The 21,742-nt window shown below is 62.5% G+C and carries 26 protein-coding genes; 9 read left to right on the top strand and 17 right to left on the bottom strand.

Annotated features, from left to right (window positions below; translation table 11 throughout):
- The first annotated feature begins 18 nt into the window (after positions 1 to 18).
- Positions 19 to 1,230: an MFS transporter gene (locus ACCD05_RS04595; protein ID WP_413391302.1), complete on the top strand. Its 1,212-nt coding sequence runs from the start codon at positions 19 to 21 to the stop codon at positions 1,228 to 1,230.
- A gap of 53 nt (positions 1,231 to 1,283) precedes the next feature.
- Here the strand turns inward: ACCD05_RS04595 and ACCD05_RS04590 are convergent, their stop codons facing one another.
- A complete protein-coding gene (locus tag ACCD05_RS04590; protein ID WP_018900326.1) occupies positions 1,284 to 1,703 on the bottom strand; it encodes a winged helix-turn-helix transcriptional regulator in 420 nt (139 codons plus the stop codon).
- A 123-nt stretch (positions 1,704 to 1,826) separates the two neighbouring features.
- Between ACCD05_RS04590 and ACCD05_RS04585 the strand changes: the two genes are divergently transcribed.
- Positions 1,827 to 2,714: an SDR family oxidoreductase gene (locus ACCD05_RS04585; protein ID WP_413391300.1), complete on the top strand. Its 888-nt coding sequence runs from the start codon at positions 1,827 to 1,829 to the stop codon at positions 2,712 to 2,714.
- A gap of 69 nt (positions 2,715 to 2,783) precedes the next feature.
- Here ACCD05_RS04585 and ACCD05_RS04580 read toward each other — a convergent pair whose 3' ends face one another.
- Positions 2,784 to 3,536, bottom strand: coding sequence for a pyridoxine 5'-phosphate synthase (locus ACCD05_RS04580; protein ID WP_413391298.1), 753 nt, complete (start codon positions 3,534 to 3,536; stop codon positions 2,784 to 2,786).
- A 429-nt stretch (positions 3,537 to 3,965) separates the two neighbouring features.
- On the opposite strand from ACCD05_RS04580, the gene ACCD05_RS04575 reads away from it, so the two are divergent.
- Entirely contained in the window at positions 3,966 to 4,655 is a 690-nt protein-coding gene (locus ACCD05_RS04575; RefSeq protein ID WP_413391296.1) for a MerR family transcriptional regulator, read from the top strand.
- 4 nt (positions 4,656 to 4,659) lie between these two features.
- On the opposite strand, the gene ACCD05_RS04570 is transcribed toward ACCD05_RS04575, so the two are convergent.
- A complete protein-coding gene (locus tag ACCD05_RS04570; protein WP_018900321.1) occupies positions 4,660 to 5,787 on the bottom strand; it encodes an ATP-dependent DNA helicase in 1,128 nt (375 codons plus the stop codon).
- A 174-nt stretch (positions 5,788 to 5,961) separates the two neighbouring features.
- On the opposite strand from ACCD05_RS04570, the gene ACCD05_RS04565 reads away from it, so the two are divergent.
- Genes ACCD05_RS04565 through ACCD05_RS04555 form a run of 3 tightly spaced genes read left to right on the top strand, consistent with a single transcriptional unit; the run spans position 5,962 to position 7,658 of the window.
- On the top strand, positions 5,962 to 6,342 hold the full coding sequence (locus tag ACCD05_RS04565; protein ID WP_047505596.1) for a lipoprotein: 381 nt from the start codon (positions 5,962 to 5,964) through the stop codon (positions 6,340 to 6,342).
- A 21-nt stretch (positions 6,343 to 6,363) separates the two neighbouring features.
- A complete protein-coding gene (locus ACCD05_RS04560) occupies positions 6,364 to 6,879 on the top strand; it encodes an RNA polymerase sigma factor (protein WP_413391294.1) in 516 nt (171 codons plus the stop codon).
- On the top strand, positions 6,876 to 7,658 hold the full coding sequence (locus tag ACCD05_RS04555) for an anti-sigma factor family protein (protein ID WP_413391292.1): 783 nt from the start codon (positions 6,876 to 6,878) through the stop codon (positions 7,656 to 7,658). The genes ACCD05_RS04560 and ACCD05_RS04555 overlap by 4 nt, the downstream gene beginning before the upstream one ends.
- A 27-nt stretch (positions 7,659 to 7,685) precedes the next feature.
- On the opposite strand, the gene ACCD05_RS04550 is transcribed toward ACCD05_RS04555, so the two are convergent.
- From ACCD05_RS04550 to ACCD05_RS04515, 8 genes are all read right to left on the bottom strand, one after another.
- Positions 7,686 to 8,057 carry a nitrile hydratase accessory protein gene (locus ACCD05_RS04550; protein ID WP_413391290.1) on the bottom strand — a complete coding sequence of 124 codons (372 nt, stop codon included), beginning with the start codon at positions 8,055 to 8,057 and terminating at the stop codon, positions 7,686 to 7,688.
- Between the two features lie 80 nt (positions 8,058 to 8,137).
- Positions 8,138 to 8,563, bottom strand: coding sequence for a type II toxin-antitoxin system death-on-curing family toxin (locus tag ACCD05_RS04545; protein ID WP_413391288.1), 426 nt, complete (start codon positions 8,561 to 8,563; stop codon positions 8,138 to 8,140).
- Entirely contained in the window at positions 8,560 to 8,811 is a 252-nt protein-coding gene (locus ACCD05_RS04540; protein WP_413391286.1) for a hypothetical protein, read from the bottom strand. The genes ACCD05_RS04545 and ACCD05_RS04540 overlap by 4 nt, the downstream gene beginning before the upstream one ends.
- Positions 8,812 to 8,882: 71 nt before the next feature.
- On the bottom strand, positions 8,883 to 9,548 hold the full coding sequence (gene nthB / locus ACCD05_RS04535) for a nitrile hydratase subunit beta (protein WP_413391284.1): 666 nt from the start codon (positions 9,546 to 9,548) through the stop codon (positions 8,883 to 8,885).
- Positions 9,545 to 10,201, bottom strand: coding sequence for a nitrile hydratase subunit alpha (gene nthA, locus ACCD05_RS04530; protein WP_413391282.1), 657 nt, complete (start codon positions 10,199 to 10,201; stop codon positions 9,545 to 9,547). The genes nthB and nthA overlap by 4 nt, the downstream gene beginning before the upstream one ends.
- 78 nt (positions 10,202 to 10,279) lie before the next feature.
- Positions 10,280 to 10,873, bottom strand: coding sequence for a LysE family translocator (locus ACCD05_RS04525; RefSeq protein ID WP_413391280.1), 594 nt, complete (start codon positions 10,871 to 10,873; stop codon positions 10,280 to 10,282).
- A gap of 110 nt (positions 10,874 to 10,983) precedes the next feature.
- Entirely contained in the window at positions 10,984 to 11,307 is a 324-nt protein-coding gene (locus ACCD05_RS04520; RefSeq protein ID WP_413391278.1) for a type II toxin-antitoxin system PemK/MazF family toxin, read from the bottom strand.
- 28 nt (positions 11,308 to 11,335) lie between these two features.
- Positions 11,336 to 11,605, bottom strand: a complete 270-nt coding sequence (locus tag ACCD05_RS04515; protein ID WP_112982586.1) for an AbrB/MazE/SpoVT family DNA-binding domain-containing protein — start codon at positions 11,603 to 11,605, stop codon at positions 11,336 to 11,338.
- Between the two features lie 62 nt (positions 11,606 to 11,667).
- Here ACCD05_RS04515 and ACCD05_RS04510 point away from each other — a divergent pair, with 62 nt between their 5' ends.
- Positions 11,668 to 12,516: an aldo/keto reductase gene (locus ACCD05_RS04510; protein WP_413391276.1), complete on the top strand. Its 849-nt coding sequence runs from the start codon at positions 11,668 to 11,670 to the stop codon at positions 12,514 to 12,516.
- A gap of 41 nt (positions 12,517 to 12,557) precedes the next feature.
- On the opposite strand, the gene ilvN is transcribed toward ACCD05_RS04510, so the two are convergent.
- From ilvN to ACCD05_RS04490, 4 genes are read right to left on the bottom strand one after another with little or no spacing between them, the layout of a single operon-like run.
- Positions 12,558 to 13,130 (bottom strand): acetolactate synthase small subunit, encoded by a 573-nt coding sequence (gene ilvN / locus ACCD05_RS04505; RefSeq protein WP_018900306.1) that lies wholly within the window; start codon positions 13,128 to 13,130, stop codon positions 12,558 to 12,560.
- A 26-nt stretch (positions 13,131 to 13,156) separates the two neighbouring features.
- Positions 13,157 to 13,558 (bottom strand): type II toxin-antitoxin system VapC family toxin, encoded by a 402-nt coding sequence (locus ACCD05_RS04500; protein WP_413391273.1) that lies wholly within the window; start codon positions 13,556 to 13,558, stop codon positions 13,157 to 13,159.
- A complete protein-coding gene (locus ACCD05_RS04495; protein ID WP_413391271.1) occupies positions 13,539 to 13,832 on the bottom strand; it encodes an AbrB/MazE/SpoVT family DNA-binding domain-containing protein in 294 nt (97 codons plus the stop codon). Before ACCD05_RS04495 ends, ACCD05_RS04500 begins: the two co-directional genes overlap by 20 nt.
- A 56-nt stretch (positions 13,833 to 13,888) precedes the next feature.
- Complete coding sequence (locus ACCD05_RS04490; protein WP_413391269.1) at positions 13,889 to 15,682, bottom strand: acetolactate synthase 3 large subunit; 1,794 nt, start codon at positions 15,680 to 15,682, stop codon at positions 13,889 to 13,891.
- Positions 15,683 to 16,023: 341 nt separating this feature from the next.
- Between ACCD05_RS04490 and ACCD05_RS04485 the strand changes: the two genes are divergently transcribed.
- Positions 16,024 to 18,114 (top strand): ATP-binding protein, encoded by a 2,091-nt coding sequence (locus ACCD05_RS04485; protein ID WP_413391267.1) that lies wholly within the window; start codon positions 16,024 to 16,026, stop codon positions 18,112 to 18,114.
- Between the two features lie 14 nt (positions 18,115 to 18,128).
- Here the strand turns inward: ACCD05_RS04485 and miaA are convergent, their stop codons facing one another.
- Positions 18,129 to 19,022, bottom strand: coding sequence for a tRNA (adenosine(37)-N6)-dimethylallyltransferase MiaA (gene miaA / locus ACCD05_RS04480; RefSeq protein WP_413391634.1), 894 nt, complete (start codon positions 19,020 to 19,022; stop codon positions 18,129 to 18,131).
- Between miaA and serB the strand changes: the two genes are divergently transcribed.
- The gene (serB, locus tag ACCD05_RS04475) at positions 19,021 to 19,911 is read left to right on the top strand and encodes a phosphoserine phosphatase SerB (protein ID WP_413391265.1); all 891 of its coding nucleotides are present in this window, start codon (positions 19,021 to 19,023) and stop codon (positions 19,909 to 19,911) included. The two genes, miaA and serB, sit on opposite strands and share 2 nt — an antisense overlap.
- Before the next feature lie 60 nt (positions 19,912 to 19,971).
- Here serB and ACCD05_RS04470 read toward each other — a convergent pair whose 3' ends face one another.
- Positions 19,972 to 21,561, bottom strand: a complete 1,590-nt coding sequence (locus ACCD05_RS04470; protein WP_413391263.1) for a DegQ family serine endoprotease — start codon at positions 21,559 to 21,561, stop codon at positions 19,972 to 19,974.
- Between the last annotated feature and the right edge of the window lie 181 nt (positions 21,562 to 21,742).

Genomic DNA, 21,742 nt, shown 5'->3' with positions numbered 1-21,742 from the left:
GCCCCACCGGAGCCCAGCATGAGCCTTTCGTCCACCACACCGGAGACCGTTGCCGCGCCAACGATCTCGCCTTTGATGACATTTCTTTTCGCCGCCGCCTGCGGGCTCGTGGCCGCCAATCTCTATTATGGCCAGCCGCTGGCCGGCCCAATCAGCGCGGCGCTCGGCTTCAGCCCGGCGGCCACCGGCCTGATCGTCACGCTGACGCAGATCGGCTATGGCCTCGGCCTGCTTTTGATCGTGCCGCTGGGCGATCTCATGGAAAACCGCAAGCTGGTGCTGACCCTGGTCGCCGCCTCGGCCGTGTCGCTGATCGGCGCCGCACTGTCGACGACGCCGACGATGTTCCTGACCGCCTCGCTCTGTATCGGCCTGGGCTCGGTCGCCGTTCAGGTCCTCGTCCCCTTCGCCGCCAACATGGCACCCGATGCCTCGCGCGGCCGCGTCGTCGGCAATGTCATGAGCGGCCTGCTCTGCGGCATCATGCTCGCCCGCCCGGTCGCAAGCTTCCTTGCGGAAGCCACCTCCTGGCATGTCGTCTATTACGCGTCGGCCGTCGTCATGATCCTGCTTGCCGCCATCCTGCGCGTCCAGCTGCCGGTCCGCACCCCGCACACCCGGCTGAGCTACGGCGCGCTGCTCGCCTCCATGGCGCATCTCGCCCTGCATTCCCGCGTTCTGCAGCGCCGCGCGCTCTATCAGGCCGGCATGTTCGGCGCCTTCAGCCTGTTCTGGACGACGACGCCGCTCCTGCTCGCAAGCCCCGCCTTCGGCCTGACGCAGAACGGCATCGCGTTCTTCGCGCTTGCCGGTGCCGCCGGCGCCATCGCCTCGCCGATCGCCGGCCGCCTCGCCGACCGCGGCCTCACCAAGATCGCCTCGACCATCGCCATGCTCTGCGGCATCACCGCCTTCCTGATCAGCCATTTTGCGACCGACGGCTCGGCGCTCGCGCTGACCCTGCTGACAGCGGCCGCGATCATTTTGGATTTCGGGGTAACGACCAATCTCGTCGTCGGCCAGAGGGCGATCTACGCGATCAGCCCGGAGCACCGCAGCCGCCTCAACGGCCTCTTCATGGCAACCTTCTTCGCCGGCGGTGCGCTCGGCTCCGCCATCGGCGGCTGGGCATTCGCCACCGGCGGCTGGACGCTGACTGCCTGGATCGGCCTCTGCTTCCCCAGCCTCGCCTTCCTGCTGTTCCTCACCGAAGGGCTGCGGAAGCGCTGATCAGTATCGGGAACGGCGTGACTCTTCACTCAGCGCCGCAAGCCACGCAAGCGTCACGCACCCGATGCGTCGAACTTGACCCGGGCGGAGCGAACGGCCTCATGGTTGTTCTCCGCCCAGTTCAAAAGCAGTGCCAGCGTCTGGTAGAGCGAGTTTCCGAGATCCGTCATCCGGTATTCGACGCTCGGCGGCTTGGTCGGAAAAACCTCGCGCTCGATATAGCCGTCGCGCTGCAGGTCGCGCAGCGTCTGCGTCAGCATCCGCTGTGAGATATCCGGGATCATCCGGCGAAGTTCGCCGAAACGATAAGGCTGCTGCGACAGCGCCTCCAGCATCAGTGTCGACCACTTGCCGCCGATCTGCTGCATCATGTCCCGCACCGGGCAATTGTTGAAATCGAGCTTGGAGAGATCGACCTCGTTCCGCACGCGCGGCTCGGCCTTGCTCTTCAGGTTGACGACAGTGCCGGCCATTCTGCTGGTTCCCTTTTGGTAACTTACGGCGCAAAAACTGCCTTCTTTACAGTTGTCGGTCAATCCCTATTTTAGCCCTAGTCTCTTTTCGAGACCAGCAATCGAACCTAGAGGTTTACAGACATGAGCGAAACGATCCTCATCACCGGTGCCGCCGGACAGCTTGGCCAGCGCGTCATCCATCACCTGCTCGAGACCTACAAGGTTCCCGCGGCCAACCTGATCGCCGCCAGCCGCGACACCTCCAAGCTGGCCGACCTTGCCGCCAAGGGCGTCCAGACCCGCAGGGCCGATTTCGATGATGCCGCCTCGCTGGAAGCCGCCTTCAAGGGCGCAGACCGCGTGCTCATCATCAGCACCGACGCGCTCGCCGTTCCCGGCCAGCGCCTGAAGCAGCACACGACAGCCGTCGCCGCCGCCGTCAAGGCCGGCGTCAAGCACATCGCCTACACGTCGATGCCATCGCCCGACAAGTCGCTCGTCACCTTCGCGCCGGATCATCTCGGCACAGAAAACGCCGTCAAGGCAAGCGGCCTGCCCTACACGATCATCCGCAACGCCTGGTATCTCGACAATTACATGCACTCCATGCCGCACAATCTGCAGGGCGGCAGCTGGTACACGGCATCGGGCGACGGCAAGGTCCCGAACATTTCGCGTGACGATTGCGCGCTTGGCGCAGCCGCAGCCCTCGCATCGGGCACCAAGGACAGCGCCACCTACACGCTGACCGGCGCGCAGTCGCTTTCCGCCGATGAGATCGCCGCCGCCATCTCGCAAGCCGCCGGCAAGCCGCTCGCCGCCGTGAAGGTGACCGACGACCAGCTGCGCCAGGGCCTGCTCGGCGCCGGTCTTCCTGATTTTGTCGCTGACATGCTGGTTTCGGCCGACGCCAATATCCGCGCCGGCAATTTCGATCACGTGACCGAGGACTTCACCAAACTGACCGGCAAGCAGCCGCAGTCGCTGAAGGATTACTTCGTGGCCAACAAGGCAGCGCTCGTCGCCTGACAGCGCGTTCCCTGAAGCCACAACCCGCTCCGCACCACCGGGGCGGGTTTTTGTTTGGCCAAACTGGATTTAGATCTTCTGGCCGCAGGCGCGGCAGAAGCGGCGCACGGTCTCCGCCATGCCGAACTCCAGCGCATCTGCCGTCAGCCCGTGGCCGATCGAGACTTCCGCAAGCTTCGGAAGCCGCTTCACCAGCGGCGGCAGATTGGCAACGGTGAGGTCATGCCCGGCATTGACGCCAAGCCCGATCGCCAGCGCCGCATCCGCCGTCTTGCCGAGCGCCTCGAGGATCGGCCCGACCCGCTCCGGCGCATCGTAACAGCCGCCGTATGGACCGGTGTAGAGCTCGATCCGATCGGCGCCCACCGCCTTGGCAATCGCCACCGCTTCCTCGTCCCCGTCCCCATCGGCAAACAGCGATACGCGCGTGCCTATCTTCTTCAGCCGCGCGATTACATCCGTCAGCAATGCGCGATCCTTGCGGAAGTCCCAGCCGTGATCGGACGTCGCCTGCGAGGGATGATCCGGCACCAGCGTCACCTGCTCGGGCGCCGCCTTTACGCAGAGCTCGAGGAACTCGTCCGTCGGATAGCCCTCGATGTTGAACTCCGCTTCCGGAAATTCATCGTCGATTAGGTTGCGGATGACAGGGAGATCGGAAAAGCGGATGTGCCGTTCGTCGGGGCGCGGATGAACCGTCAGCCCGCTCGCGCCCGATTTGAGCGCGATGCGCCCCAGCGCCTCGACGCTTGGCCAGGGCAAGTCGCGACGATTGCGAAGCATGGCGATGGCGTTGAGATTGACGGAAAGCGTGGTGGGCATGGCGAGTTTCCATTCAATGAAAGAAGCTGCCCCGCTTTTAAGCCAAGGACACCGTCGCGGCCAACGAGATTCGTGCATGATTGCATGTGAATTTCTGATTGGTGGTCCGCCGCCGCCACATCGCCGCAAGCAAAGTAACGCCAAGGGCAAGACGTATCAGAAAAACGATTAAGCATCTGGGACAGAAACGCGCCTGATGATTCGTTCAGAAGTTGCAGTGCAGCCGAATGTACATTCGACTATTATTTACAAGTGACTATTTTTAAGGATAACAAATCAGTCGTTTAACGCATAGTCTGATCGCAATGGATCACCAGATCGAGGATCCGTTGCTTTGCATGCCGACCGGGAATGCATCGTCAAAACCGCTCGACCGCGCCCGTATCCGTGTCATGCGCGCACTTGATCATGCGTAGAACAGGAGGGCTCATGTCCGAACGACATAAGCAGGCTGCCAGACCAAACGCTCCGCCCCAGGCGCCTCCGGATTTCAGGTTCCTGCCGCGCGTCGCACGCCCGGCAAGCCTGCCCGGCGGCAAGGTCGCGATTGCCGATATGGCCAACGCCTTCGGCGTCACCCACCGAACCCTGCATTTCTATGAGGAGAAAGGGCTGATCGCCTCGAGCCGCATCGGGCTGATGCGCGTCTACGAGCACGCCGACATCAGGCGCATGGCGGTGATAAACGTCTGCCGCGAAGCGGGCATGCCGGTGGCCGTCATTCAGGAACTGATGGCCGATCTCTGCAGATCCACCTCGCAGCAGGATGCCGACGCCGTCTTCGCCGCCGCGCTTGTCTCACGAAAGCGCGAACTGACGGCCGAAATGTCGACGCTGCACCGCCAGCTTCAGCAGGTCACCGAACTGCTGGAAAACACCGCCCCCGGCGACGAGCCGCCGCTCAACGACAACCAGCATGAGCGCTCGCTGACCGAACAGGAATATCGCTGCCTCGTGCTGATGACCGAAGGACTATCGACGCAACGCATCGCCCGCACTCTCGATCTCAAGGAGGAAGACGCAAAATCGATCGAGGCCGCGATTATAAGAAAGCTCGACACCAACAACCGCTTTCAGGCGATCGCCAAGGCGGTCCTGCTCGGCATCGTGCAGATTTAAATATTCAGCGGACGATCGTCAGCGTTTCGGCCGCGCGCGTGATCGCCGTATAGAGCCAGCGCTCCCTCGTATCGCGAAACGCCCAGCTTTCATCGAACAGCACGACATTGTTCCACTGTGAACCCTGCGCCTTGTGCACGGTCAGCGCATAGCCGAAATCGAACTCGTCATAGCGCTTGCGGGTATTCCAGGGAATCTCGCCCTCGACATCCTCGAAGGCCTGCTTCAGCAGCTTGATCTTCGCCGCCCCGCGATCGATATCGTCGTCTTCGGGACGGATCAGCAGGTTGATCCCCGGCTTCGTCGTCTCCTTCGAGGACGTCATCACTTGCCAGAGCGAACCGTTGAGCAGCCCCTTGGCGGGATCGTTGCGCAGGCAGACCAGCTTGTCGCCCGTCTGCGGATAATCGGCGGTGAAACCTTTCAGTTCGCGCAGCCGCTGATTGTAGCGCCGCCGCGTGCGGTTGGTGCCGACGAGCACCTGGTCGGCATCGAGCACCAGCGACTGGTTGACCTCGTTCTTAGAGATCACCTGCGCCGCGCCATAATCGCCATACATGATCTCCTTGCCCTCGCGCACCTGCATGGCGAGCCCGATGATCGGGTTGTCACGCGCCTGCCGGTGGATATCGGTCAAGAGATAGTCGGGTTCCTGGTTGGTGAAGAAACCGCCACCGGAGACCGGCGGCAACTGGCCGGGATCGCCGAGCACCAGGATCGGCGTGCCGAAGCTCATCAAATCCTTGCCTAGCGCCTCATCCACCATCGAGCATTCATCGACGATGATCAGCGCCGCCTTGGCGACGGGGCTCTGGCGGTTGATGGTGAACATCGGCGCGATCGAGGTCTTGCCGGTCTCTTCGTCCTCGACGGCCTCTTCGCCGCGCGGCCGGTAGATCAGCGAATGCAGCGTGCGCGCATTGCTGGCGCCGCGCGTGCGCAACACCTGCGCCGCCTTGCCGGTGAACGCCGCAAACAGCACCTCGCCATCGACATGCTCGGCGAAATGCCGCGCGAGCGTGGTCTTTCCCGTGCCGGCATAGCCGAACAGGCGAAAAATCGGGGCCTTGCCCTCCTTCAGCCATTTGGCAACGGCTTTCAGGGCTTCGTCTTGTTGCGGAGCAAATTGCATGATCCATCGACTTGGCAGGATTCGTCAGCGATAGGCAACCGCAAAATGCCGCGAGGCGGCCAGCCTTCCCGCCCGATCGAAAAAATCTGACGGCACCAGGGAATAAAATCGCCCCCCGCCTTGTCTCATGTCAGGCAACGCAGACCGCGTGCGCCCAACCCGAGGAGACACCCGATGAAATCCGCGAAATTCCTGATCGCTCTCGCCGTCGCATCCGCAGCAGCCACCGCCGCCTTCGCCGCCCCGCCAGTCAAGACGGTCGATTCCGCCAAGGGCAAGGTTCTCGCCGGCGAAAACGGGATGTCGCTCTACACCTTCAAGAAGGACACGAAGGACGTTTCGAATTGCTACGACGATTGCGCCAAGAACTGGCCGCCGCTGATGGCCGATGGCAATGCCAAGCCGGAAGGGGCATACTCGATCGTGGACCGCAAGGACGGCATGAAGCAATGGGCGAAGGACGGCATGCCACTCTACTTCTGGGTCAAGGACAAGAAAATGGGCGATATCACCGGCGACGGCGTCAAGGATGTATGGGATGTCGCAAAGCCATAAGGACAGGGCAGGCTTGATCGCATGAAGCCACCCGCACCCGAAACATTCGAGGGCCAGATCCTGGCCCTCCTCCCATCGCTCAGGCGCTATTCCCGCAGCCTGACGCGCTCCGACAGCGATGGCGAGGACCTGCTGCAGGATTGCGTCGAGAAAGTGCTCGCCCGCCGCGCGCAGTGGCGCGGCCTGAACCTGCGCGGCTGGGTGCTGACGATCATGACCAACCTCTACCGCAACCAGCGCCGCACCATCCTGCGCGGCAACACGGTCGATATCGACGGCGCCATGGACGTGGCAGCCCCCGAGACATCCGCCGACCCGCTCGAACGCTCCCGCTTGGAAGACGCGCTGAACGGCCTGTCGGAAGATCACCGCGCCGTGCTGATGCTCGTGGTCATCGAGGGCTACACCTACCAGGAAGTGGCCGACATGCTCGACATACCCCTGGGCACCGTCATGTCGCGCCTGTCGCGCGCCCGCCAGCAACTGGCCGAACACATGAAATCAGACAACGTCATTACGCTTCGGAGACCAAAATGAACGCCGCCGACCAACCCGTCACCGAAGCGGACCTCCACGCCTACACCGACGGCCTGCTCGCCGATGCCGACCGCGAGCGCATCGAAGCCTGGCTGCGCGACAATCCCGAGGATGCCGCACGAATAGCCGAATGGCAGGCGCAAAACGCCGGCATCAAGGCGATGTTCTCAGGCTACGAGAAAAGCAGGCCCGGCGACGCCGACATGATCGGCAAGCCCGCCGTGCTATCCCCCTGGTCGAAGCGCCTCGCCGCGGTCGCCGCAACCTTCGCCGTCTTCGCCGCCGGCACGATCGCCGGCCACTATGGCCCCGCTCTTTTCGAGCGTCCCCAACTGCAGCTGACGGCCCAGGAAACCTTCCCGAAGGAAGCCCAGAACGCCTTCCTCGTCTACGCCAGCGAAGTCCGCCACCCCGTCGAGGTCTTCGCCAACGAGGAAGCCCACCTCGCCACATGGCTCGGCAAGCGTCTCGCTATATCGAACCTCAAGGTGCCCGACCTCACGAGCCTGAACTACCACCTCGTCGGCGGCCGTCTGCTGCCCGTCGACGGCAAGCCGGGCGCGATGTTCATGTACGAGAACCAGACCGGCGAACGCCTCACCGTCCTCGTCGGCCGCAACACGGCGAACAAGACCACCAGCTTCCGCTTCGCCTCATCGGACAACATCGAGACCTTCTACTGGATCGACGGCGAACTCGGCTACGCCGTCACCGGCGAGATTTCACGCGAGGAGTTGAGGAAGGTCGCCGAGGAATGCTACCGCCAGTTTCCATCGTGATGTCACCACGAGGAGACGACCGCACCATCAACGCTGCGGATCATTTTCGAGCGTAATCGGCGTCCCATGCGGTGTCGCCTCGGCAGCCCGCTGCCAGCTCTGCTGCAGGCCCATGATCGTCTCGGAATCGGCCACACCGCGATCGACGAGGATCGACGACAACGCCGCCACCCAGCAGTCGAAATAATCGCTGCCATCCTCCGCCCGGCCAGGCTTGTGCAGCTCGCCGGACAATGCCTCGGCCCACTCGGTCCAGGCAAACAACCCGCGCTCATGCAGATGCACCGTCATCGCAAACGCCTCAGCCGCCCAAGGCTCCGGAAACACCGGCTCGCCATCCTGGGAGCGTGGCAGCTGTGGTGACTGGGCAAGCGGCGAGCGCGTATCACACTGGCTCAAGATAGCTCTCCCGAGCACTGAATGAGGTCGATCATACTGATCTCCTTGATAGCATCATGAAAATCGCCAGGTCCTTTGTCTTACGAATTGGAATTAGGCACCAGACGATCTCTGACAATCTCAACCACTTCGTCAAACAAGATCCTATCGTCCATCAACTGTTCGACAGCCTTCGCAACAAATAGCTTTGCGGCTTCCGCTTGCTGGGGATCGCGATCGTACAAAAGCGTATAGCCATTCAATGCCAGGAAGTAGCGCGCAGCCGCCCAAGCAGTCCGCTTGTTGCCTTGTCCGAAACCGTGAGCTTTTCCCACGCCATAGATCATATGCGCGGCGAGAACGGCAAAGTCCGTCTCTCCATATGCAAATTGATTTCTAACGCGATCGATTCCGGCTTCTATCGCCCCCATGTCGCGGACAAGGTGAGGCTCCCCGGTCGCTCCGACAGCCCGCTTGTTAAAGTGAACGACATGGTCAGCCGCCACCCAAACGGGTTCGTCGCTCACTTGGCAAGATGCTCCATAATCACGGCATCTTCCTCAAGCAGGTAATCCATGAATGCATCTGGATCGAGCGGGACGGGCTTAATCGCGGTCGCGGATTTGGCAACATCGCGCCCGCGCTTAGGCAAAGCATTGTTCTGACTCACGACCGCGGAAGACGTCCCGGCTTTGGCATCTCTACCTACCAGAACGTAAGACCCATCACGCGCGGATCGTGTCTGAGAACCCACTTTAACACTTTTCTTGCTCATGCTTGCAAATATAGCGACGGCCTGTCGCTTGTCAAAGAGGCGGAAACGCCGGTCCCGGCGACCTTCTGAAATCAGTCGCCAGCCGGAACCAGATACGATTCCCACGCATCGATCGACACCGTCAGCGACGGATCCGCCCCCTCGCCCCAGATCTCGCCGCCATCGAACACGACGGTGTAGACCCATTGCGGGTTCTCGCCCTTGCCATGCGCGTTATCATCAGGAAACACGAAGGAACCCTGCACCGCCTCGATGACGCCGACCTTGGCGCGCGCATAACGCGGCAGCCGCGTATGCGTCGTCGGATTGAAATTTCTCGTCTTCACACGATCGCCAACAGCGAACCGCGCCGGCTGATCCAGCGGCCGATCGCAGGGGCCGCCCTTGGCGAGAACACCTGATACCATATCGGCCTTCAGCACCCGCTTCGGCGCAGCGCCGTCGAACTGCCTGTGGCCGCTTTCGATCTCGTCCGCGCTGGTAAAGCCGTGGCGCTCGAGCAGCACCTCCAGCGCCCGCGTCCAGATCTCGTAATAGCTGGCCGAGAGATAGCTGGCCGGCGGGATGCTTTCGCGCGCGTGTCGGCTCTCGTCGATGTTCCAGGCGCCGAAGGCGCCGCAGGAGAGCGTCAGCCCCAGCGCCCGCTTTTCCCACTCCGCATGGAAATAGGGCTCGTCCTTCTCGGGCGCGATAGCGCCGAAGCCCATCTGCCCGCCGAGATCGTGCGGCCCGTTCATGCCGTCGCTCCAGGTGCTGCAGCAAGGCCGGCGCCGATCATCGAGTCGCGACTGACCAGATCGGCCAGCTGCTCCTCGCTCAATCCCTCGGTGCCCTCGGGCCGCTGCGGAATGACCAGATAGCGCAGCTCCGCCGTCGAATCCCAGACGCGGATCTTCTGCTCTTCAGGCAGGCTCACGCCGAATTCGCCGAGCACCCCGCGCGGGTCGATCACGGCCCTCGAACGATAGGCCGGCGCCTTGTACCATGTGGGAGGGAGCCCCAGCACCGACCATGGATAGCAGGAGCAGAGCGTGCAGACGACGAGATTGTGCGTCTCCTCGGTGTTGAACACCGCGCGCATGTGCTCGCCTTGCCGTCCCGTGTAGCCGAGGCTGGCGATCGCAGCCGTCGCGTCGCGCTTCAGCCACTCGGCGAAATCGGGATCGCTCCACGCCTTGGCGACCACGCGCGCGCCGTTCCTGGGCCCAACCTTGGTCTGATAGGTGTCGACGATCGCGTCGATCGCCGCGGGATCGATCAGCCCCTTCTCCGTCAGCACCGTCTCCAGCGCCTTCACGCGAGCCTGCATGTCGGAATAATGGTTGTCGTGGTGATGATCATGATGATGATCGTGATCATGGTGATCGTGATGTTCGTGGTCGTCGTGCAAGAGACTATCCTCCGCGAGTGTCGACCTATCCTTAGGCACTCGCGAAGCGGACGCCAAGTCCCCTCTGACGCGACCGGCCTATTTCAGCATCGGCCAGAGGCTGAGCACCAGAAGCACCGCCATGATGATATTGAACCACTTCAGCCGCACAGGATCGGACAGCCAGTCGCGCAGGGCCGAGCCGAAACCCGCCCAGGTGGAAACACTCGGCACATTGACGGCGGCAAAAGCCAGCCCGACGATCATGACGCTGACGAAGTAGATATCCTGGATCGTATAGGTCGCCATCGCCGTCACCGCCATCACCCAGGCCTTCGGATTGACCCACTGAAACGCCGCCGCCGACAGGAAAGACATCGGCTTCACCGCGCCCTTCCCCTCACTCAGCGACCGCGACGTCGCGATCTTCCAGGCGATCCACACCAAATAGGCGCCGCCCGCAAACTTCAGCGCCGTATAGACCGCAGGCACTGTATGCAGCACCGCGCCGAGCCCGAACCCGACGCCGATCAGCAGCGAGAAGAACCCGGCGCCAATCCCGATCATGTGCGGGATCGTCCGGCGAAAGCCGAAATTCACGCCCGAGGTGAACAGCATCATGTTGTTCGGACCCGGCGTGATTGATGTGGTGAAGGCAAAGAGAAGCAGTGCCAGAAATGTATCCAGCGGCATGGGTGACCTCCGTGGCCCGCAAATCATCGCCACGGGCCTTGTTAATTTAGGTCAGCATAATTGACCTAAATCGGAGTTTCCATCTGCCTATTGTCATGGTGACAGGATTGTCAGCCGGAAGCACTGGCCACGTCGAGGTCGAGCAGCCTGCCGACATAGCTTCTGACCAGTGTGACGAAACTTGCGGGCGTCGGCTCGATGAAGCGCAAGAGCCTTGCAGCCTTGTCGATCGACCGAATCTGGTCTGCCAACACCATCCCCCGCGTTTTCAACCCATCTGGCAATGCGATCTTGGTCATCCATGGCTGCATGTTGCTCGTGATCGGACAGACGATCACCCGGCGCGACCGCAAGTTCATCATATCGACCGACAGGATGATGACAGGTCGAATTCCAGCTTGTTCGCTGCCAAGGATTGGATCGAGATTGGCCATATATAGAGCGCCGGCGAAAGGCGATGCATCACTCATCATCGTAGAAGCGCTCGGAACCGACATCACGCCCCCAATCCACGGTTTCCGGCTCGTTCTCCCACCCCAGCCTGTCCATCTCCGCCACCAATTCCGCAAGTGAAGGCGCCAGCTGCTGCTTCGGCTTTTCCAGCGTCGCCTTGCCGTCGCGAACGTCGAGGTTGACGATATCGCCGGCGCGCAGATGCAGTTCGTCCGTCACCGCCTTGGGCAGGCGGATCGCGATGCTGTTACCCCACTTGGAAATCGTCACCTTGGTCATATCTAGCCCCTGATATCCAATGTATATCACTTGCCGGAGACACCGACAACACGAGGCCCACCATGCAAGACGATCCGATCCCAACGCTGACCATGCGCGACGGCAGGGAAGTGCCCGTGCTTGGCCAGGGCACCTGGAACATGGGCGAAAAGGCTACTGAGGCCAAGCGCGAGATCGAGAGCCTGCGCGCCGGCCTCGACCTCGGCATGACGCTGATCGACACCGCCGAGATGTATGCCGAGGGCGGCGCCGAGAAGATTGTCGGCGAAGCGATCCGTGGCCGTCGCGACGAGGTCTATCTGGTCAGCAAGGTCTATCCCTGGAATGCCAGCCGCAAGGGCACGATCGAGGCCTGCGAAAACAGCCTGTCGCGCATGGGCACCGACCGCATCGATCTCTACCTCCTGCACTGGCGCGGCAACCACCCGCTGGCGGAGACCGTCGAGGCCTTCGAGACCTTGAAGGCTCAAGGCAAGATCGGCCAATGGGGCGTTTCCAACTTCGACACCGACGATATGGAAGAACTGCTCAACGTTCCCGCCGGCAGCAATGTCGCCGCCAACCAGGTGCTCTACAATCTCGGAAGGCGCGGCATCGAGTTCGATCTCCTGCCCTGGTGCCAGGAGCGCAACATTCCGGTCATGGCCTATTCGCCGATCGAGCAGGGCCGCATCATCCACCACCCCGAAATCATCCGCATCGCCAAGGCCAACCAGGCAACCCCCGCGCAACTGGCGCTGGCCTTCCTGCTGGAACGCGAAGGCGTCATCGCCATCCCCAAGACCTCGAATGCCGCCCGCGTCACAGAGAACCGCGACGCAGTCTCGCTCGACCTCAGCGACGAGGACCTCGCCGCCCTCGACGCCGCCTTCCCGCCACCATCAAGAAAAAAGCCGCTGGAGATGCTCTGACCTCCAGCGGCTTCCTGTTCAACGGACTTTGGTGTCGGGACTTACATGCCCTGCGGACCGCGGTTCATCGCGGCGATCCCGGTGCGGCAGACCTCGATCAGGCCCAGCGGCTTCACGATCGCCACGAACTGGTCGATCTTCGAGGACTTGCCGGTCAATTCGAGAATGAAGTGCTCGACGGTCGCATCGACGACCTTGGCATGGAAGGCATCGGCCAGGCGCAGTGTCTCGGCGCGCGTCTCGCCATCGCCGGCCACCTTGATCAGCGCAACCTCACGCTCGATCGGCCGCTCCTGCCCAAGTTCGCGGGCGCGCACCGTGAGATCGACAACGCGATGCACGGGAATGATGCGCTCGAGCTGCGCCTTGATCTGCTCCAGCACCTGCGGCGTGCCGCGCGTCACGATGGTGATACGCGACAGATGCGCCTGGTGCTCGGTCTCCGACACCGTCAGGCTCTCGATGTTGTAGCCGCGGCCGGAAAACAGACCGATGACGCGGGCAAGAACGCCCGGCTCGTTGTCGACGAGAACCGAAAGCGTGTGGTTCTCGATGGCCGCCGTTTCCGGCGAAATGAAGTAGGCGGAGCCCGTCGGCTGTAGGTGTGCGTTCATGTCTTGGTCCGTTTCCTCAGATTATGTCAGGACGCCAGCTCAACGCTGACGGAATTCATGTGTTTTTGAGCAAGCTTGACGAGACCCTTGTCGAAGGTGAGAAAGGTCTCGCCGGCCGCGGTGAGGCTGACGTGCAGGGCGTCGGCGAAATCCATGCCGGCTGCATGAGCGCGAACGGCAACCGCCACGGACGTGTGCTGCTCAAATTCGAAAGCGCCGATCTCAAGAGCCGCGGAAAGAAGCTGATTGATTGTCTGACGCGAGATTTTCATGATCCCGCGCATCACCCATTCACCTTCAAGCAGAACAGTCGGCGTTACCACCAGCGTCGCCGATGACAGCAAAGCTTCCGCGATGCGGCCGTGCTCTGATGCTTCTTTCACCAGTGCACGCACGAAGACGTTGGTATCAACGACTATTCTTCTCATTCCAGCGCCGCTTGGCCTCCTCCAGAACCGCTTGCTCGATCATCTCGTCTGTGATCGGCGGCCCCTCGTATTTAGGCCGCATCGCCAGAAACTCCTCGATCGTGAGCGTCTTCTTCTTGGCGGGTACTTCCTGTTCCGTCTCCACCGGCTGCAACACCACCCCGCGCCCGCCATCGACGATCTCGAGCTCGGCGCCCGGCTTCCAGCCATGCGCATCACGGACCGCCTGCGGCAGTGGCACGCTCCCGTTCTCCGAAATCCTCACTCTGGCCATGGCACCTGCTCCTCAAGGAAGGGACGCGATCAATCTAGCGCGTCCCCTCGCTTCGATCAAACCAGCGCACGCCCCTTGGCGTCGATGGCGTTGGCGACGGCCTCGTCGGTGGCTTCATCCGGCAAAAGCATCTCGTTATGTGCCTTGCCCGACGGGATCATCGGGAAGCAATTGGCGAGATTGGCGACGCGGCAATCAAAGATCACAGGCTTCTTGACGTCGATCATCTCCTGGATGGTCGCGTCGAGATCGCCCGGCTTTTCGCAACGCAGGCCGACGGCGCCATAGCCTTCCGCCAGCTTGACGAAATCGGGCATCGCCTCGGTGTAGGAGTTCGACAGGCGGTTGCCGTGCAGCAGTTGCTGCCACTGGCGCACCATGCCCATATACTGGTTGTTCATGATGAAGATCTTGATCGGCGCTTCATACTGGATCGCCGCCGACATTTCCTGGATGCACATCTGGATCGATGCGTCGCCGGCGATGTCGATGACGAGGCTCTCCGGATGCGCGATCTGCACGCCGAGTGCGGCCGGCAGGCCGTAGCCCATCGTTCCCAGGCCACCCGAGGTCATCCAGCGGTTCGGCTTCTCGAAGCCATAGAACTGCGCCGCCCACATCTGGTGCTGACCGACTTCGGTGGTGATGAAAGTGTCGCGATCCTTGGTCAGCGCATAGAGGCGCTCCAGAGCATATTGCGGCATGATCACGTCGTTGCTGTGCGTATAGGCAAACGAGTTGCGCGCGCGCCAGCGGGTGATGTCCGACCACCAATCCGCGATCTGGCTCTTCTCCGGCTTCTTCGGCAGGGCGCGCCACAGGCGAACCATGTCTTCCAGGATATTGCCGACGTCGCCGCGGATGGGAACATCGACGCGGACATTCTTGTTGATCGACGACGGATCGATGTCGATGTGGATCTTCTTCGAGTTCGGCGAGAACGCATTCAGGCGGCCGGTGATACGGTCGTCGAAGCGGGCGCCGATGCAGACCATGACGTCGCAGTCATGCATCGCCATGTTCGCCTCGTAGGAGCCGTGCATGCCGAGCATCTTCAGCCAGTTCTTGCCGGATGCCGGATAGGCGCCGAGACCCATCAGCGTCGAGGTAATCGGGAAATCGGTGAGCTCGACCAGTTCGCGCAGCAGCTTGGAAGCCTCGGGCCCGGAGTTGATGACGCCGCCACCGGAATAGATGATCGGACGACGCGCCTTCGACATCAGCTCGATCGCAGCCTGGATCTGGTTGAGATCGCCCTGAACCTTCGGCTGATAGCTCTTCTGGATCGCGTGGGCGGCCGGCGGCGTGTAGGTGCCGGTGGCGAATTGAACGTCCTTCGGAATGTCGACCAGAACCGGACCCGGACGGCCCGACTGCGCGATGCGGAAGGCCTCATGAATGATGGCCGCCAGATCGTTGACGTCCTTGACCAGCCAGTTGTGCTTGGTGCAGGGGCGCGTGATGCCGACCGTATCGGCTTCCTGGAAGGCGTCGGAGCCGATCAGCGAGGTCGGAACCTGGCCGGAGAGGCAGACGAGCGGGATCGAATCCATCAGCGCGTCCTGCAGCGGGGTGACCGCGTTCGTGGCGCCGGGACCTGACGTGACGAGCATGACGCCGACCTTGCCGGTGGAGCGGGCATAGCCTTCGGCCGCGTGGCCGGCGCCCTGCTCGTGGCGAACGAGGATGTGCTTGATGTCGTCCTGCTGGAAGATCTCGTCATAGATCGGAAGCACGGCGCCGCCGGGATAGCCGAACAGGTGTTCGACACCATTGTCCTTGAGCGCGCGGATAACGATTTCCGCGCCTGTCATCCGATTTTCGTCCGTCTGCTTGTCCGTGCCCGTCATGTTTTTGTTCCATTTTGACTGCTGGGATTTGAAGGTCTTGGCGGCGAGCCTGAATTTCAGGCATAAAAAAAGGCCCCTTGGGGAGCCTGTTATCTAGCGCATGGGTGGCTATCGCCGGATGGTTACACCATCCTGCCCATGCGCTGTCCCACCACAATAAGAATTGCTGCTATCTTCATGGCCGGAAGTGATAGACAGAAAATTTCGCAGCGTCAACGCTTAAAGCAATAAAAAGCCAAGCATGCAGTGTCGGTAATAAACATGGCCGCAGAAGCCCTTGCGGCAAAGGGTTTATTAAACGTTCGCTTATATCCTGCCCTGCAATCTCAGGGAGTAGCCCTTTGCAGAACAACGACTTGCAGACGTCAGGCAGCGCGGGCGAGCATGACCGCCGCGATGTGCTAGCGCCGGGAAACCGTTTCCTCGGCCGCGTCGTCGCGTGCAGCGGGTCCCGCGCCACCATCGCAGCCGTCGCCGAAGCCGGCGCCACCGACCTCACCGAACTCTGGTCCGTCGGCCGCCTGATCTCGATCACCGTCGGTCGCAACCGCGTCGTGGCGCTCGTCTATTCTATGAATACGGGCACGCATGCCTGGGGCGAAGGCGAGGACAACTATTTCAAGATCGAGACCGAGCTGCTCGGCGAGGTCCGCGTCGACGAGGACGGCACGGAGCAATTCTCGACCGGCATCTCGCGTTACCCCTATCTCGGCGCCGTCGCGCACCGCATCCGCTCCGCCGACCTGATGCGCATCTATGACGCGGGCACGGGAACCACCGCCGTCATCGGCAAGTTGACCCAGGACGACACCATCGATGCGTCCATCCACGTCCCCTCCATGCTGTCGAAACACTTCGCCATCGTCGGCTCCACCGGCGTCGGCAAGTCGACCGCCGTGTCGCTGCTGCTTCACAAGGCGATCGAGGCCGACCCCAAGCTGCGCGTCCTGATCCTCGACCCGCATAACGAATTCGCCGCCGCCTTCCCCAAGCACTCCGTCGTCGTCGATACCGATACGCTCGACCTTCCCTTCTGGCTGATGCGCCTGGAAGAATTCGCCGAAGTCGTGTTCCGCGGCCGCACGCCGGTGCCGGAAGAGCTCGACATGCTGCGCGACATCCTGCCGGAAGCCAAGCGCGCCTTCCGCGGCAGCGACAATTCGCTGGTTCGCCGCACCACCGAGAAAAGCTCGATCACCGCCGACACGCCGGTTCCCTACCGCATGGCGGACCTCCTGGCGCTGATCGACGAACGCATCGGCCGCCTGGAAGGGCGCGGCGAAAAGCCGTTCCTGCGGTCGCTGAAGATGCGCATCATCGCCGCGATCAATGACCCGCGCTACCACTTCATGTTCTCCAACAACACGATCTCCGATACGATCATGGAGACGGTGGCCGAGATCTTCCGCGTGCCCGGCGACAACAAGCCGATCTGCACCTTCCAGCTCTCCGGCATCCCGTCGGAGGTCGTCAATTCCGTGGCCTCTGTACTGTGCCGCATGGCGTTCGAAATCGCGCTGTGGAGCGATGGCGCCATCCATATGCTCGTCGTCTGCGAAGAAGCGCACCGCTACATTCCGTCGGACCCCACGCTCGGCTTTTTCCCGACGCGCCAGGCGATTGCCCGCATCGCCAAGGAAGGCCGCAAATACGGCGTCTCGCTCGGCATCATCACGCAGCGCCCGGGCGAACTCGACCAGACGATCCTGTCGCAGTGCTCGACGCTGTTTGCCATGCGCCTTGCCAACGACCGCGACCAGGAAATCATTCGCTCGGCCATCCCGAATTCCTCGATCTCGACGACAAGCTTCATCTCCTCGATCGGCAACGGCGAAGCCATCGCGTTCGGCGAGGCGATCAGCGTGCCGATGCGCATGCGCTTCTCCCGCGTCAGCGAGGACCTGCTGCCGAAGGCCAATGGCGCCACGCCGAAATTCACCGAGGAAGATCCAGATAATGTCGATCTGCGCAAGATCGTCACCCGCATGCGCGCGGTGAGCGGCCCCGACATCTCCGCCTTCCAGCAAAGCGTCAAGAACGCCGGCCTCGACCTAGGGGAAGAAGAGGACGCGGACTACGACAAGGTCTTCGCGGCCGACGTCTATCCGCCGATCATCCCGGCGCCGATCCCGGTCACCCCGCCGCTCGCCCCGATCGAACCCTACCGCCGCGACATGCTGCCGTCAGCCCCAGCATCGCGCGAACCGGCAGCACCGCCGCGATCATCGCGCGAATCCTTCGGCGTCGCCGCCGACACCTCGATCGACAGCCGCTTGGAAGCACTGAGACGCGAAATGCGCGGCGAACAAAATCCGGCCCCGCGTCCCGCCGACCCACAAGCGCAGCCGACGAGTATTCGTCGCGAACCCGGCGTATCGCTGCGCGAAAGCATCCTGAAGAAGCCGCTGAGCAGCCTTTACGACAAGGATTGAGTGGGCGGACCGAGTTAGCTCCGCCGCTCCCAGCTCTCATCCATCTGGTTGCGAAACCACGTCATCTGCCGCTTCGCATATTGCCGCGTCGCAGCCGCTCCTTTTTCGAGCACATCTTCGCGCGACATCGTACCATCAAGCATGGCCGCGATCTGCGACACACCGATCGCCTTCATCACGGGCATCTCAGGCGCCGGCGACAGCGCCAGCAGCGCCCTCACCTCGTCGGCGGCGCCCTCAGCCAGCATAAGCTCGAAACGCCGGTTGATACGGTCGTGCAGCACCGCGCGCTCCGGCAGCACCACGATCTTTCGCGCCCTGTCCGGATCGATCACCATGGGGCCGGACCGCCCCTGCAGCTCGGTAATCGACCGTCCCGTCACCTCAAGCACCTCCAACGCCCGGACGATCCGCTGACCATCCTGCGGATTGAGCGCCGCCGCCACGTCGGCATCGCGCGCCGCGAGCTCCGTATGAAGCACCGCGCCCCCTTCCTCGATCAGCCGCGCCCTGAGCCGCGTGCGGACTTCCTCGGGGATCGCGGGCATGTCGGAGAGGCCGCCGGTCAGCGCCTTGAAATACAGCCCCGTTCCACCGACGAAGACAGGCAGACGCCCGTCCGCCCGCAGTTGCGGCAACAGCGCCGTCACGTCGCGCAGCCAGGCGCCGGTCGAATAGGCGGTCGCGGCGGGCACGTGGCCGTAGAGATAATGCGGCACGCCCTGCATATCCTCGTCCGACGGACGCGCCGTCAGCACCCGCAGCGTGTCGTAGACCTGCATGCTGTCGGCATTGATCACGACGCCATCGTGACGTTTCGCGAGTTCAACGGCCAGCGCGGACTTGCCGCTGGCCGTCGGCCCGGTTATCAGGATCGCGTCCATTGCGTTCAGAAGGTTTTCCATCATGGCTCTCGTTGCCACGCTTGTTGCCAATCCGTCAAATCCTGTTCTGACAGCCGCCATCGCCGAGAAGGCCGCCGACGCCGCCAAGGCATCCGGTCTCTACTGGCTGGCCGACGGAGTAGCCTGCGATATCGCGCTGCGCGACGGCACCGACGCGACAGCCGCCCACGCCGCGATAACGGCGGTCATCGCCAGCGCCCCGATCGATCTCGTCATCCAGGACCAGCAGACGCGCCGCAAGAAGCTTTTGATCGCCGACATGGATTCGACCATGATCGGCCAGGAATGCATCGACGAACTGGCGGCCGAAGTCGGCCTCAAGGACAAGGTGGCCGCGATCACCGCCCGCGCAATGAACGGCGAGATCGCCTTCGAACCCGCTTTGCGCGAACGCGTGGCGCTCCTCAAGAGCCTGCCGATCTCCGTCATCGACGAAGTGATCGCCAAGCGCATCACGCTGACGCCGGGTGGCATGGAACTCATCGCGACGATGAAGGCGAAGGGCTATTACACGGCGCTGGTCTCCGGCGGCTTCACCGTCTTCACCAGCCGCATCGCAGCCACCCTTGGCTTCGACGAAAACCGCGCCAACATCCTGCTCGAGGAAAACGGCCACCTCACCGGCTTCGTCGCCGAACCGATCCTCGGCAAGCAGGCGAAAGTCGATGCGCTTGAGGATATCTCCAAGAAACTCGGCATCTCCCCTGAAGAGGCAATGGCCGTCGGCGACGGCGCCAACGATCTCGGCATGCTGCATCTCGCCGGCGCAGGCGTCGCCCTCCACGCCAAACCCGCCGTCGCCGCCGAAGCGAAAATCCAGATCAACCACGCCGACCTCAGTGCGCTCCTTTACATCCAGGGCTACCGCAAGACGGATTTCGTGACGGTATAAAACAGAAACCGGACCACTGGGGTCCGGCTTTCAGATATCCATGAATTGGCTGACGCAGCCCTACTCCATCGGCACCGCAACAAACCGCAGGTCGCCGTTTGCAGAGGCGATCATCATCTGCGCGTTGCGGCGGCCTTCCTGCTTCAGCGACTGCACCTTGGCGACGACGGTCTCCGGCGAGCGCATGAATTCCTGCGCCACTTCCACGATCACATCGCCGGCCTTCAGGCCCTTTTCGGCCGCAAGCGAACCCGGCTTGACCTCTGAGACGAGAACGCCGTCGACGCTCTCGGCGATGCCGAAGCTCTTGCGATTGTCCGCATTGAGCGCCGATAGCGACAGGCCGAGCACGTTCTTTGCATCGCCGACATCAGGCGCCGGCTGGGCCGGCTTGCCCTTGCCGTCGGGCATAGGCTGGGCCTGATCGCTGTCGGGCTCATCCATGTCCTGGTTTTCCTGCGGATCCGGGTTGATCACGCCGCCGTTGCTGTCCGAGCTGTCCGCAGCCGCCTGATCGCTGTCTTCGAGCCGGCCGAGCGTGACCTTGACGGTCTGCTCCTTGCCATCGCGCAGCACCACGACATCGACTGCCTTGCCCACGGGGCTTTCAGCCACCACGCGCGGCAGGTCGCGCATCTCGTTGACGGCCTTGCCGTCGAATTTCAGGATGACGTCGCCGGCCTTGATCGAGCCGTCGTCGACAGGCCCGCCCTTGATGACACCCGCAACCAGCGCGCCTCTGGCGCTAGAGAGGCCGAGGCTGTCGGCCACGTCGTCGGTAACGGGCTGGATGCGCACGCCGAGCCAGCCGCGACGCGTCTCGCCGAAGTCGCGCAGCTGCTGCACGACGCCGGCCGCGAGTTCCGAAGGCACCGAGAAGCCGATACCGATCGAGCCGCCGCTCGGCGAGATGATCGCCGTGTTGATCCCGATAACCTCACCCTTCATGTTGAAGAGCGGACCACCGGAATTGCCCTTGTTGATCGCCGCATCCGTTTGGATGAAATTGTCGTAAGGCCCGGCGTTGATATTGCGCCCACGTCCCGAGATGATGCCGACGGTGACCGAACCGCCGAAGCCGAACGGGTTGCCGATTGCCATCACCCAGTCGCCGATGCGCATGCCGCTGGAATCGCCGAACTTGACTGACTTCAGCGGCGCCTTCGGCTCGACCTTCAGCACCGAGAGGTCGGTCTTGGTGTCGGTGCCGATCAGCTTGGCCTTGAGCTTGCTGCCGTCGGCGAAATTGACTTCGATATCGTCGGCGCCTTCGATCACGTGGTTGTTGGTGACGATGAAGCCCGCTGGATCGATGACGAAGCCGGAGCCGAGCGAGCTGACATTGTGGTTGCCGCCGGGCCGCCCCTTCTGCTTATTGAAGAAGTCGTTGAAGAACTCCTGGAACGGCGATCCGTCGGGTGCGCGCGGCGCCGGGCCGGCCCCCTCGTCGTCCTTGACGTTCTGCGATGTCGAGATGTTCACGACCGCGTCGAGCAGTCCTTCCGCGAGATCGGCAACCGACGCCGGACCGTTGGTCGGCGGCGTGGCCTGTGCATGAACAACCCCGGCAAAGCCGACATTAGCCAGCATTGCTGCCCCGGCCAGAAGCGCGAGCGATCGTCTGAAGGTCGGGCGGATCGTGGGGGCCATCAAGCATCCTCATGTGTGTCAAAAACGCACTCTGAACATGAGCATAAGGCGTAATGATGGAGGGTGAAATCACCTTTTCGCGAAATCCCGTGCAATCTGCGTGGGGTGTTCGTGAACTCTGGGAACCGCGGCAAAATCCCCATAAAATAAAGGGGCCGGCAAGATGCCGGCCCCGATAGAA

It is taken from the genome of Rhizobium sp. Rhizsp42 (assembly GCF_047304155.1).
Classification (GTDB): Bacteria; Pseudomonadota; Alphaproteobacteria; order Rhizobiales; family Rhizobiaceae; genus Rhizobium.
Note: the sequence above shows the minus strand (reverse complement) of the source record. Positions and strands in the feature narration are given on the sequence as shown.